The organism is Castellaniella sp. (assembly GCF_041675725.1).
Lineage (GTDB): Bacteria > Pseudomonadota > Gammaproteobacteria > Burkholderiales > Burkholderiaceae_B > Castellaniella.
Genome location: NZ_JBAYTI010000011.1, coordinates 1 through 12,477, shown reverse-complemented (window position 1 = coordinate 12,477; position 12,477 = coordinate 1). Strand labels below are relative to the sequence as shown.

Here is a 12,477-nt window from a genome sequence, read left to right as displayed (position 1 = left end):
CATGCATACTGGTACTTTCCCTTCTCGACATGTCTTTCTTCGGCACAGTACAATGCCGCACATGACACAACCAGAGAACCCTCACGTATCCACTTGGTGGCGCCTCTTCTAGGGGCGGCATGCTCGTGCGTGGTTCATCGCAACTTGCCGCCGTACTGGCGGCAAGTTTCTTGATCGATTGTCCCCAGCACGGTGGTTCCAGGAAAAACCATGAAGCTGCTGATGTTGGACAATTATGATTCCTTCACGTACAACCTGGTGCAGTATTTTGGCGAACTCGGCGCCCAGGTGCAGGTCGTGCGCAACGACCAGATCGACCTGGCGGGGGTCCAGGCGATCGCCCCTGACCGAATCTGCGTCTCACCCGGGCCTTGCAGCCCGGCCGAGGCCGGGATCTCGATCGAACTGATCCGCCATTTCGCGGGCACCATTCCCATCCTCGGGGTCTGCCTGGGCCACCAGGCCATCGGTGCGGCCTGGGGGGGGCGCATCGTACGGGCCCGTCAGCTCATGCATGGCAAGGTGTCCGAGATCACGCACCGGGGCAGCGATGTATTCCGCGGGCTGCCCTCGCCATTCACCGTCACGCGGTACCACTCGCTGGCCATCGACCGCAGCAGCCTGCCAGACTGCCTGCAGGTGACGGCCGAGACGGCCGATGGTGAAATCATGGGGGTCGCGCACGAATCCCTGCCCGTGTACGGGGTGCAGTTCCATCCCGAATCCATCCTGAGCGAGCACGGGCATGCCCTGCTGCGCAATTTTCTCGAAGGATGACGGCCTGTTGCCCGGTTCCACGCCTCGCCCACGTTTCAAGGAAATCGATTCATGTCCCCCATCACACCCACCGAAGCCCTGGTCCGCTGCATAGAGCACCGTGAAATCTTTCACGACGAAATGCTCTCGCTGATGCGCATGCTCATGCGCGGGGAAATGTCGCCGCAGCTGGCCAGCGCCCTGCTCATGGGGTTGCGTGTAAAAAAGGAAACCGTGGGCGAGATCACCGCGGCGGCCGAGGTGATGCGCGAGTTCGCGCTGGCCGTGGATGCGCCCCGGCCTGAAGACCTGCTGGACATGTGCGGAACCGGCGGTGACGGTTCGCGCACCTTCAACATCTCGACCGCCGCCATGTTCGTGGCGGCGGCCGGTGGCGTGCGGGTCGCCAAGCACGGCAATCGCAGCGCTTCGTCCTCATCGGGCAGCGCCGACGTACTCGAGGCACTGGGCGCCTGTATTACCGCCACGCCAGCCCAGGTGGCCGAATGTCTCGAAGCCACCGGTATCGGCTTCATGTTCGCACCGGCGCATCATGGCGCCATGAAAAACGTGGCCGCGGTGCGCCGTGAACTCGGTGTCCGCACGATTTTCAACATCCTGGGGCCGCTGACCAATCCTGCCAGGGCGGGCAACCAGCTGCTGGGGGTATTCCACCCGGATCTGGTCGGAATCCTGGTTCGGGTGCTGCAACGGCTGGGTTCGCGCCACGTGCTGGTCGTGCATGGCAAGGACGGCATGGACGAGGCCTCGCTGGGCGCCTCTACCCTGGTGGGCGAACTCAAGGACGGCCAGATCCAAGAGTACGAAATCCATCCCGAAGACTTCGGCATGGCCATGGTCTCGAACCGCAGCATCAAGGTGGCCGATCGCGAAGAATCGGCCCGGCTGGTGCGCTGGGCGCTCGATAATCACCGGGGTGCCGCGCGGGACATCGTGCACTTCAATGCCGGCCTGGCGCTGTACGCCGGCAATCGGGCCGAAAGCATCGAACAGGGCATCGCCCAGGCCGGCGACCTGATCGCATCGGGGGCCGCCCGCCAGAAGCTCGAAGAATTCTGTCAGTACACACAAAGGTTTGCCGCATGAACGACATCCTGGCCCGCATCCTCGAGACCAAACGCAGCGAAGTGGCCGCGGCGCGCCAGATGCGCAGCGAAGCCGAAGTCCTGCGCGAGGCTCAAAATCGCAAGGACATCCGTGGCTTTGCACGCGCCATCGAAGACAAGATCGCGCAGGGCAAGCCCGCCGTCATCGCCGAGATCAAGAAGGCCTCGCCATCCAAAGGGGTGATTCGCGCCGACTTCAACCCGGCCGCCATCGCCAGCAGCTATGCCTGTCATGGCGCCGCCTGCCTGTCCGTGCTGACCGACGTGCAGTATTTCCAGGGGGGCTACGATCACCTTCGCCAGGCCCGGGCGGCGTGCAGCCTGCCCGTGCTGCGCAAAGACTTCATGGTCGATCCCTACCAGGTGATCCATGCCCGCGCCCTGGGGGCCGACTGTATTTTGCTCATTGCGGCCGCCTTGCCGGCGGCCGATTTAATCGAGCTCGAGTCAGTCGCGCTCGAGCTGGGCATGGACGTGCTGATCGAAATCCACGATCCAGACGAGCTCGAAGCGGCGCTGGCACTGCAAACCCCGCTGTTGGGGATCAACAACCGCAACCTGCGCACCTTCGAGACCCGTCTCGACACCACCCTGTCCATGCTCGAGCAGCTGCCGCCCGGCAAGCGGGTGATCACCGAAAGCGGCATCCTCACGCCCGAAGATGTTCAACGCATGCGAGCGGCCGACGTGCAGGCGTTCCTGGTGGGCGAAGCCTTCATGCGCGCCCCCGATCCGGGCCTGGCCTTGCGCGCGCTGTTCATGGAACCGCATACTGCCTGAGCCCATCGCCCCAGGCTAGTGCACGGCGGCGTACATGATGCGCTCTTCGGTGGCGTTTTCGCGGGTGAATTCCTCGACCACGCGACCTTCGCGGCTTACCAGCACCCGGTCCGACAAGGTGAAAATCTCGGGCAGATACGAAGAAATCACCAGAACGGCCAGGCCGCTGTCGGCCAACTCATTGATCAGCTGGTGAATTTCGGCAATCGCGCCGACATCGACGCCGCGGGTCGGTTCATCGAAGATGACCAGGCGCGGCCGCTGCAGCAGAGACTTGGCAATCACCACTTTTTGCTGATTGCCGCCAGAGAGTTCGATCACGCGGGCGTCATTGCCGATCGCCCGGATATTCAGCCGGGCACGCCAATCCTTGGCCAACGCCTGCATCTGTGCCATGTTGACCCTCTGCGCGGCCCGGTGGGCGGCCATCTGGCCCACGTACAGATTTTCCGCAATCGACATGGTCTCGAAGAAGCCCTCGATCTTGCGGTCTTCCGTCACATACACGATACCGTCGCGTATGGCCTGCTTTGGGATGCGGTAGCGGATCGGCTTGCCCATGAGCCGGATCTCGCCCCCATGAAGAAAATCCCGCTTGAGTGCGCCCGCGATGATTTTTGCGGTCTCGGTGCGTCCGGACCCCACCAGGCCGAACATGCCCGTGATCTGGCCGGCATAAATGGAAAAAGAATTGTTCTTGACCATGCTGCCCATGGACAGGTTCTGCACGCTCAGCACGCGGGCGCCGCGCGCACGCGTGGATCGCCCCGCCGATGCGTGCCCATAGAGCTCATTGGAGAGCGTGCGCCCCACCATGGCGGCAATGATCCGGTCGCGATCCAGCGCTGCCGCCGATTCTGTCAGCACGTGTTCGCCATCGCGCAGAATCGTGATGCGATCGGCAATTTGCAGCGCCTCTTCGAGCGCATGCGAGATGAAAATAATGGACACGCCTTGTTTGCGCAGACGTTCGACGAGCGAGAAGAAATACCGCTTTTCCTCGGGAGTCAGCGAGGCCGTGGGCTCGTCGAACACCAGGACGCGCGCCTTGTGATGCACCGCCCGGGCGATCTCGACCAGCTGCTTCTGCGCAGCACCCAGCGACGAGACCAGATGCGCGGGATCCACCCCGAAATTGAGCGATTGCAGAAACGTCTGGGCCGAAATGTACAAGCCGCGCAGCCGGTTGAAGAGTTTTTCGTTACCCAGGTACAGGTTCTGGGCGACCGTCAGCGTCGGTACCAGGCTGGTTTCCTGGAATACCATGGCCACCCCGTGGGCCAAGGCCTCGGACGGCTCATCGAACGTGACCTCGCGCCCCTCGAGCACGATGCGCCCGGATGAGGGCGCGATGATTCCGGCAATGATCTTGGTGAGGGTCGACTTGCCCGCGCCGTTTTCACCCAGCAAGGCATGCACCTCGCCACGCCGCAAGTCGAAATCGATATCCTTGACCGCGTATACCCCCCGGTAGGATTTGCTGACACGCTCGAGCGAAAGTATCGTGTCCATCAGGGCTCCATGGCGAGAATCATGTCGCCGCCACGGCTGGCGGCATACAGCGTACCCTCATGCTCGAGCAGGCTGGTGATGCCATGGCGCCGGCCATCGGCACGGCTGTGCTTGCCGTGCACGGGGTTCAGGTCCGCATCCAGATACAGGGCCAGCCCATAGGACCGGGACGGCGCCCACGGCTTGAGGATGCCCATCTGCTTGAGGCCGCCGCGCTGCAGCGGCTCTTTGAAGCTGCGCTTGCCTGACAGCGCCGGGCAGATCCAGTGATCGCGCTCGAGTTCCCGGAGCATGTCGTTGCGATACCGGGTTTCGCGCAGGACCAGTTCAACCAACTGTGAACGCGGTGCGTACAAGGCCAGCCAGAACCCGCCCTGGGGGCCGGGTACCAGCCGCCCAGGGTACGCGGGCAGATCGCCCAGGACCTCGGCCGCTGCAACGCCAGGCTGCGCCGGCAGGCGGATCACACGGTGGCGCCAGCTCTCGGAGACCAGTACGCGCCCCTGGCCGTCCCCGGCCAGCCCCGCCGGCCAGGCCAGGCGGTCGGCCAGTTGGGTGGCCTGGCCCGTATCGAGATCGAGGCGCCACACGGAACCCAGGGCATTCCTCTGCATCAGGTCCAATTGCCAGTCGGCCGGCGCATTGCGGCTGGATCCCTCGGCAACGAGCACCGTACGGGCATCCTGCAGCCACAAGGCCGTCGGGCACGCCATGGGCCGGCCGGCCGCCCAGTGCGTATGGCGCGTGCCGTCGAGCGCCCCGGCACACACCAGGAGACTGCCGTCCGCCAATCCGGCGAGCAGCGTTTCGTCGCCCCAGGCCGCCAGACAGGCCACCGGCGCCGGCAGGCGGTGCAGCGGCGCATCCTGGCCCACGCGCCGGATGTCCGGCCCCGACGTATACAACAGCCCCCCCTGCCAGCGCACGAGGTTGTCCGGTTCGAGCGCCGTCTCCAGCACCCGCGCCTGATCGAGCAGCGTATTCGGCTGCAAGGCGCCATCCATGGCGGGCACCGTCACCGCGCTTTCACCGCGCCCGAGCAACCGATCGGCCAACCGCCGCCAGAACGGGATCATGTCGCCGCCCCCCAGTAGCTGCCCTGGCTCGTCCAGGACGTATCCGCCCCCGGAATCCGGTAACGGCCGATCCGATTGTTGAACACCCCGCCCAGGTATAGATAGCCCTTGTGTTCGCGTGGAGAGGTGATCATGGGGTGGTTTTCGCCGCTGCGATCCCAAAGCGACTCGACCACGCGGCCCGCCTCGTCGAACTTCAGAACGCAGCCCGTATTGAGATTGGGAAACAGCAGCTCATCCTGGGCGACCCGCCGTGCCATATGGCGGCGAAACGAGGGACGCCGCAGAGCCAGCTCGAGCGAGGGCGTGCGCATGCCCATGATCGCCAGCCAATAGCAGCCATCGGAGGCCCGGTTGATGTTGTCCGGATAGCCCGGCAGATTCTCGATCACGCGTTCGACGCGCCCGGCCCGCGGCCCGGCAAACCAGTAGCGGCTGATGCGGCACGCCCAGGATTCGGCAAAGAAGAAGGATTGGCCGTCATGGGACATGCAGATGCCGTTGGGAAAGACCAGACGGCGCAGGATCGTGCGCGTGCTGCGGTTGCGCGGATCGTAGCAGATGATGCGGCCGTTGCCGCGGCTTTCGAGTGCGTCCAGCGGCCATTCATGCATCTCGTAGCGCACCGTGGCCTCGCTGAAAAACACCCGGCCGTCCGGCGCGATGTCGAGGTCGTCGGCCAGGCGCAGGCGCGAGTCATCGTTGATGGACCACGGCGTACGGTTGGTTTCGTCGGTGAGCTTGAGGAATTCGCCTTGTGGATCGATCTGGTACAGCCCCATGCCGGCATCGCACAGCAGGAGATTGTCGTCCCGATCCATGGCAAAGCCCAGCGGCGTACCGCCGATATGTGAAAAAATCTCCATCTGCCGGTAGTCGGGCGCCAGGAAGCGGACCACGTCGCCGTGGCGCGAGCCGGTGTACAGGTGGTCGTGGCGATCGAAGATCATGTCTTCGGGCCCCTCGATCTGCCCCAACCCGATCAGTTCCACGTCTTTCAGCCGGTCGTTGATGGCATAGGGCGAATCGGCGTCGGGTTCGGTCGACGGGGCCGGCGGCAGCGCCAGGTACGTGGGCGACACATAGACTTTCGCCAGCAGCTTGTGCCGGTTCTTGAGCCAGCGCACGTCGATACCCACCGCCAGCAACAGGATCAGCCCCAGCACCAGCGAACTGGAGCCGCTGAGCAGGCCTAGCCGCACCAGGCCGTCGGTGACCAGCAATACCGTGACGGACCCGATGAAGGCCTTGGGCACGGAACCCTTGCCCCCACCCAGACTGTTGCCCCCCACTACGGCGGCCGTCAGGGCCATGACCTCCATGCCCACCCCCGTGGCCGGGCCGGCGTTATTCAGGCGGGCCGCATAGAGGATTGCGGATACCCCGCACAGGATGCCGGACATCACGTAGGTGCTGCATACGGTGCGCGGCACGGCAATGCCCACGTTGTAGGCGGAACGCCGCGAGCCCCCAATGGCCATGATGTGCCAGCCGGGCCGGGTGCGGCTCAGGAACAAGTGCGCGGCCACCGCAAATACGGCAAACAGCCAGAAGCCGAACGGCACGCCCAATACCGTACCCATGCCGACGAATTCCCAGGCGTCATCATCCAGGAAAACGGACGACACTGCGGCCGCCTGCTGCATGAGCAGTACGTCGACGATGGCCCGCACGATGATGAGGGTGACCAGTGTCGTCAGGAAGGCGCGCAGCTTCAGGTAGCCGACCAGCACCCCGTTGACCAGGCCCACCAACCCACAGACCAGCAGAACGGCCGGCGCCATGAGCCACACGGACCATTCGGCGACGTTCATGAGATAGAGCGCCGTGATGTTGCCCAGTGCCACGATCGAGCCCACGCTCAGGTCGATCCCGCCGGCCACCATGACGATCATCATGGCGCATACGACAAAGCCGAACTCGCCCAGCATGCGCAGAAAATCGACGATGGATCCGGCGGAGAAGAACTTCGGGATCTGCCAGCCCAGCAAAGCCATGACGATCAGCAGGCTGGCCACTGGAATGGCGTTTTCTATCCAGCGCTTGGCCAGCACCTCGCCCAGCAGGTGATCCGGCACCAGCCGGTAGCGCCACTGCAGATAGCGGTCATAAAGCGAACGACTGGCCACCCCATTCTCCCGAACCCGGCCCTGGCTGGCGCCAGAACCGGGAATTGCCCGACGGTCCGATCATTGCTGGTAATCGTTGAGGTCCCAGCAGGATTGGGGGGTCAGATTGTCCTTGTCGATCACGTCGAGCTTCGAATACAGATAGAACTGGCCCGTGCCCACGTCGAGCTTCTGTTGCAGGATCGTTTTCAGCGCCGAGCTGAGGTCGTGCCCCTGCAATGGTGCATTGAAGCTCACGTAGTGGGTGAACACGCCTTTTTTCACGTTGTCGCAGGCGCTGGTGGCGCCGCCGCCCGACGACACCACCGTGACCGGCTGAGCGGGCTTGGCATCGAGCACCGCATTGCCGATGCCAACGTCCATGCCGTCCCAGAAGCCCGTGATACCGCAGAGGTCGGGATGCTGGCGCAGGATGGTCGTGGTAATGGCGTAGGCCTTGGAGGAATCCCAATCGGCCGCCTGATCCGACACCACCGTGATTTCCGGATGCTTCTCCAGCACGTTGTTCACGCCTCGGAGTTGGTAGGTGCTGGCCGGATCGGTGACGGCCCCCTGCATGATCGCCACCTTGCGCGACGTGCCTTCGCCGCAGGCTTTGACCAGGGTCTCGGCGGCGCGTTCGCCGATTTCCGTCCAGTCGACGCCCACATAGGCCGACGACGTGTAGATCGCCTTGGTGTTCAGCTGCACCACCGGGATGCCGGCGCTTTCGGCGCGCTTGATGAGGCGCGCAAACGAGGTGACGTCCACATTGTGCACGACCATGATGTCGGGCTCTTCGGCGATCATGCTGGTCAGCGCCTGGGCGCCGACATCCGGTTTCCAGCTGTAGTCGCGCACGTTGATCTTTACCCCAAGCGGCTCGAGATCGCGCCGGATCGTGGATACCCAGGCCTGGCTGAGATCCAGCCCCATGGTGGCCACGGCGATCGATATGGTCTTGTCCTTGAAGGCGTCGTAGTAAGGTTGGCGCCCCGGGTCGACAATGCCGTCTTTCTGGGCAAACGCCAAGGTGCTGAGGGCGCTCAGGGCCGCAACGGCCAAAACCTGTTTCAGTGTTTTCATCTCATCCTCCTGCCTTCAAAGAGGCAATCTCTGGCGGGGCGTCATCAGATATCCCCCTGTTGCGCAGTCTGTTCGTCGCGTGGATTGAGGACGCTGTCGACTACGATGGCAATCAAGAGGATTACGCTCTTGATGATGTTCTGTGTGGTGTATTCGAGATTCATGATGGTCATTCCATTAATCAGAATGCCGATCAGCAGCGTGCCCACGATCACGTTGCGCACGCCGCCCTTGCCGCCGCTGAGCCCGATACCGCCCAGCACCACCACCAGGATGACGTCGTAGACCAGCGATGAATTGGCCACCCGCGTATTCATAGTGGCCACGGTGGCCGCCGTGACGATGCCCGCCAGGTAACCGATGGCCGCCGAAAGCACGTACTGCAGGCAGATCACGGGGCGTACGCCTATGCCGGTGAGCCGGGCCGTCTGGGGGTTGTCGCCTATGGCGCGCACGTACAGCCCTGCCCGCGCGTAACGCAGGAACAGCCATGCCAGCAGCGCGACGAGGCAGAACACCACCACTGGCATCGGGATGCCCAGCAGGCTGCCCGTCCCCAGAAACTGGACGCCCTCCCATTGCGTGGAAAGCGGGATGATTTCCTGGGACAGCAGGGCGAACATGCCAAAGCCATAGATGACGGCCCAGGTGCCAAGCGTGGCAAACAGAGCCGATATTTCGACATAGGCAATGAGAATGCCGTTGATGATGCCCACCAGCAGCACCAGCGCCAGCCCCATCAGCAGCGGCCCGGTGGCGCTTTCATCCGGCCGCGCCAGCGACAGGGCCCAGGCCACGGCGATGACCATGGTGGCCACCAGGGAGAGATCGATACCCCGCCCGATGATCACCAACGCCATGGCCAGGCCCAATATGCCGAGCACGGACACGTTGCGCAACAGGGGCAGCACGTTGTCGACCGTGGCAAAACCCGGCAGGGTGGCCGAAAACACCGCAAACAGGAGCACCGCCAAGAGAAAAACGATGCGCTCCTGCGTGAACCCACCATGATGCACCAGGCGTCTGAGGCGGTCGGTGGATGGCATGGTGTCTCCGTGGGCGGGGGGGCCGGGTCGGCCGTATGATATAGGTTGAAAACAATATACTGTATTCAATTTCCGTGATGTACGGAAGGGGCGAATTGGCAAGCGGGTGTTTCAAAACCCCAAGAGCAAAAAAAAGGTGCCTCGAAAGGCACCCTTTTTTTAGTGGAGCTCAGTGCGACCGGCGCCCCTGGCTGAACTTGCGCGCAGCCGCAGCCTGCGCGGCCAGCATCGCCAGTTCGGCCTCGACCACCGCCATGTCGGCCTTGTCTTTCGTGTTGCGCAGGGCCTCTTCGGCGCGCTCGCGCGCAGCCAGGGCCTTGGCCTCGTCCAGGTCGGCCGCACGGATGGCCGTATCCGACAGGACCGTCACCCCGTTGGGCTGCACCTCGAGGATGCCGCCAGCCACGAAGATGTTTTCTTCGGTGCCATCGGCCAGCTGGATTTTCAGGGTGCCGGGACGGACGCGTGAAATCAGTGGCGTGTGGCCGGGCAGGATGCCCAGGTCGCCGGATTCTCCGGGCAGGGCCACGAAGGTGGCCTCGCCCGAATAAATCGAGGCTTCCGCACTGACCACTTCGATATGCAGAGTCGCCATGGGGGTTCCTTATTGAAGCGTCTTGGCCTTCTCGAAGGCCTCGTCGATGGAGCCGACCATATAAAAGGCCTGCTCGGGCAAGGCGTCGCATTCGCCTTCGACGATCATCTTGAAGCCGCGCAGGGTTTCGGCCAGCGGTACGTACTTGCCGGGCGACCCCGTGAAGACCTCGGCCACGTGGAAAGGCTGCGACAGGAAACGCTGGATCTTGCGCGCCCGGGCCACGGCCTGCTTGTCTTCGGGGGAAAGCTCGTCCATGCCCAGGATGGCAATGATGTCGCGCAGTTCTTTGTAGCGCTGCAAGGTTTGCTGAACAGCCCGCGCCACGTTGTAGTGCTCTTCGCCCACGATCTGCGGATCCAGCTGGCGGCTGGTGGAGTCGAGCGGATCGACCGCCGGGTAGATCCCCAGCGCCGCGATGTCGCGCGACAGCACCACGGTGGAATCCAGGTGCAGGAAGGTGGTGGCGGGCGACGGGTCGGTCAAGTCGTCGGCCGGCACGTACACGGCCTGGATGGACGTGATGGAACCCGTTTTGGTGGACGTGATGCGTTCCTGCAGCTTGCCCATTTCTTCGGCCAGCGTCGGCTGATAGCCCACCGCGGACGGCATGCGGCCCAGCAGCGCCGATACTTCGGTACCCGCCAGGGTATAGCGGTAGATGTTGTCGACGAAGAACAGCACGTCGCGGCCTTCGTCGCGAAAGCTTTCCGCCATGGTCAGGCCTGACAGCGCCACGCGCAGGCGGTTTCCGGGGGGTTCGTTCATCTGGCCAAAGACCATGGCCACCTTGGACTCGGGCAGGTTGTCCAGCTGGATCACGCCCGCATCGGACATTTCGTGGTAGAAGTCATTGCCTTCACGGGTGCGTTCGCCCACCCCGGCAAACACCGACAGGCCGCTGTGCGCCTTGGCGATGTTGTTGATGAGTTCGAGCATGTTCACCGTCTTGCCCACGCCGGCACCGCCGAACAGCCCGACCTTGCCGCCCTTGGCAAAAGGGCACACCAGGTCGATCACCTTGATGCCGGTCTCGAGCAGTTCGACCGAAGGGGACAGTTCGTCGAACTGCGGGGCCGGCTGGTGAATGGCCCGACGCTCGGAGGTGCTGATGGCGCCGCGCTCGTCGATGGGGCGCCCCAGCACGTCCATGATGCGCCCCAGAGTGCCCGGGCCGACCGGTACGGATATCGGCGCACCGGTTGCCGCCACCGACATGCCGCGGCGCAGGCCATCTGAGGAGCCCATGGCAATGGTGCGCACCACGCCATCGCCCAGCTGTTGCTGCACTTCGAAAGTCAGGCCTTTTTCGGCGAAGTCGGATGACTCGTCGGCCAGGGTGAGCGCGTCGTAGATGTTGGGAATGCTGTCGCGGGGAAACTGAATGTCCACCACGGCGCCGATGCACTGAACGATGGTACCGTTGCTCATGTTTAGTCCTATAAAGATCCGTTTTGCGTTGCGCGCGTCGATCAGACCGCGGCCGCACCGCCCACGATTTCCGAAATTTCTTTGGTGATGGCCGCCTGACGCGTCTTGTTGTAGACCAGCTGCAGGTCGTCGATGACCTTCTTGGCGTTGTCCGAAGCCGCCTTCATGGCGACCATGCGCGCCGATTGCTCGCTGGCCATGTTCTCGGCGACCGCCTGATAGATCAGGCCCTCGACGTAGCGCAGCAGGAGGTCGTCGATGACGGTCTGCGAGTCGGGCTCGTAGAGGTAGTCCCAGCCATACTGGGTGTGCAGGGCACCGTCCTCTGCGGCGTCGGCATCGGCCTGGAAGGGATCTGCCAGACCGCTGGGCAGGGGCAGCAGACGCAGGAAGCTGGGCTCCTGGCGCATGGTGTTCACGAAGCGGCTGGTCGCCAGGTAGACGGCATCGATCTTGCCGCTGACGAAATCATCGAGCTGCACCTTGATGGCGCCGATCAGGCGTTCGAGATTGGGGGCGTCGCCCAGCTGGACCTCGGATGACACCACGTCGACACCGACCCGGTTGAGCAGGCTCAGGCCCTTGGAACCCAGCGCGGTGGCCTGCACCTTGATGCCCTGAGCCTCGAGGGCCTTGATCTGGTGCAGGACCAGGCGCGAGATGTTGGTGTTCAGACCGCCGCACAGGCCCTTGTCGGTGGTCACCATGATGACCCCGACGGCCGACAGTTTCGCGGGTTCTACCATATAGGGATGGGTGTAATCGGGGTTGGCCTGCATCAGGTGCGCGGCAATGGCGCGCACCTTGGTGGCGTACGGCCGGCCTGCGCGCATGCGGTCCTGCGCCTTGCGCATTTTCGCCGCCGCGACCATCTCCATCGCCTTGGTGATCTTGCTCGTGTTTTGCACGCTCTTGATCTTGGTTCGAATTTCCTTGATTCCAGCCATGGGCTCAATCCTT

Annotated in this window: 11 protein-coding genes; 3 read left to right on the top strand and 8 right to left on the bottom strand. The window is 63.6% G+C overall.

The features are described from left to right. Positions 1–210 precede the first annotated feature (210 nt). From WCZ84_RS03455 to trpC, 3 genes are read left to right on the top strand one after another with little or no spacing between them, the layout of a single operon-like run. Positions 211–777 (top strand): aminodeoxychorismate/anthranilate synthase component II, encoded by a 567-nt coding sequence (locus WCZ84_RS03455; protein ID WP_372684865.1) that lies wholly within the window; start codon positions 211–213, stop codon positions 775–777. A 51-nt stretch (positions 778–828) separates the two neighbouring features. Next, positions 829–1,863, top strand: a complete 1,035-nt coding sequence (trpD, locus tag WCZ84_RS03450) for an anthranilate phosphoribosyltransferase (protein ID WP_372684864.1) — start codon at positions 829–831, stop codon at positions 1,861–1,863. Then, positions 1,860–2,663, top strand: coding sequence for an indole-3-glycerol phosphate synthase TrpC (gene trpC, locus WCZ84_RS03445; RefSeq protein ID WP_372684863.1), 804 nt, complete (start codon positions 1,860–1,862; stop codon positions 2,661–2,663). The genes trpD and trpC overlap by 4 nt, the downstream gene beginning before the upstream one ends. A 15-nt stretch (positions 2,664–2,678) precedes the next feature. On the opposite strand, the gene WCZ84_RS03440 is transcribed toward trpC, so the two are convergent. From WCZ84_RS03440 to atpG, 8 genes are all read right to left on the bottom strand, one after another. Further along, positions 2,679–4,175, bottom strand: a complete 1,497-nt coding sequence (locus WCZ84_RS03440) for a sugar ABC transporter ATP-binding protein (RefSeq protein ID WP_372684862.1) — start codon at positions 4,173–4,175, stop codon at positions 2,679–2,681. Then, entirely contained in the window at positions 4,175–5,251 is a 1,077-nt protein-coding gene (locus tag WCZ84_RS03435) for a strictosidine synthase (protein WP_372684861.1), read from the bottom strand. The genes WCZ84_RS03440 and WCZ84_RS03435 overlap by 1 nt, the downstream gene beginning before the upstream one ends. After that, positions 5,248–7,380: an ABC transporter permease gene (locus WCZ84_RS03430; protein ID WP_372684860.1), complete on the bottom strand. Its 2,133-nt coding sequence runs from the start codon at positions 7,378–7,380 to the stop codon at positions 5,248–5,250. The genes WCZ84_RS03435 and WCZ84_RS03430 overlap by 4 nt, the downstream gene beginning before the upstream one ends. A 60-nt stretch (positions 7,381–7,440) precedes the next feature. Further along, positions 7,441–8,445, bottom strand: coding sequence for a sugar ABC transporter substrate-binding protein (locus WCZ84_RS03425; RefSeq protein ID WP_372684859.1), 1,005 nt, complete (start codon positions 8,443–8,445; stop codon positions 7,441–7,443). 44 nt (positions 8,446–8,489) lie between these two features. After that, the gene (locus WCZ84_RS03420) at positions 8,490–9,491 is read right to left on the bottom strand and encodes an ABC transporter permease (RefSeq protein WP_372684858.1); all 1,002 of its coding nucleotides are present in this window, start codon (positions 9,489–9,491) and stop codon (positions 8,490–8,492) included. Positions 9,492–9,660: 169 nt separating this feature from the next. Beyond that, entirely contained in the window at positions 9,661–10,086 is a 426-nt protein-coding gene (locus WCZ84_RS03415) for a F0F1 ATP synthase subunit epsilon (RefSeq protein ID WP_372684857.1), read from the bottom strand. Between the two features lie 9 nt (positions 10,087–10,095). Further along, a complete protein-coding gene (gene atpD / locus WCZ84_RS03410) occupies positions 10,096–11,517 on the bottom strand; it encodes a F0F1 ATP synthase subunit beta (protein WP_372684856.1) in 1,422 nt (473 codons plus the stop codon). A 41-nt stretch (positions 11,518–11,558) separates the two neighbouring features. Further along, on the bottom strand, positions 11,559–12,464 hold the full coding sequence (gene atpG / locus WCZ84_RS03405) for a F0F1 ATP synthase subunit gamma (RefSeq protein WP_372684855.1): 906 nt from the start codon (positions 12,462–12,464) through the stop codon (positions 11,559–11,561). Positions 12,465–12,477: the final 13 nt, after the last annotated feature.

Bases quoted from the DNA above. Each gene is read 5' to 3' on its own strand.
- atpG (WP_372684855.1), bottom strand. From the start codon at position 12,464: ATGGCTGGAATCAAGGAAATTCGAACCAAGATCAAGAGCGTGCAAAAC.
- WCZ84_RS03435 (WP_372684861.1), bottom strand. From the start codon at position 5,251: ATGATCCCGTTCTGGCGGCGGTTGGCCGATCGGTTGCTCGGGCGCGGT.
- trpD (WP_372684864.1), top strand. From the start codon at position 829: ATGTCCCCCATCACACCCACCGAAGCCCTGGTCCGCTGCATAGAGCAC.
- WCZ84_RS03440 (WP_372684862.1), bottom strand. From the start codon at position 4,175: ATGGACACGATACTTTCGCTCGAGCGTGTCAGCAAATCCTACCGGGGG.
- WCZ84_RS03455 (WP_372684865.1), top strand. From the start codon at position 211: ATGAAGCTGCTGATGTTGGACAATTATGATTCCTTCACGTACAACCTG.
- WCZ84_RS03420 (WP_372684858.1), bottom strand. From the start codon at position 9,491: ATGCCATCCACCGACCGCCTCAGACGCCTGGTGCATCATGGTGGGTTC.
- WCZ84_RS03425 (WP_372684859.1), bottom strand. From the start codon at position 8,445: ATGAAAACACTGAAACAGGTTTTGGCCGTTGCGGCCCTGAGCGCCCTC.
- atpD (WP_372684856.1), bottom strand. From the start codon at position 11,517: ATGAGCAACGGTACCATCGTTCAGTGCATCGGCGCCGTGGTGGACATT.
- trpC (WP_372684863.1), top strand. From the start codon at position 1,860: ATGAACGACATCCTGGCCCGCATCCTCGAGACCAAACGCAGCGAAGTG.
- WCZ84_RS03415 (WP_372684857.1), bottom strand. From the start codon at position 10,086: ATGGCGACTCTGCATATCGAAGTGGTCAGTGCGGAAGCCTCGATTTAT.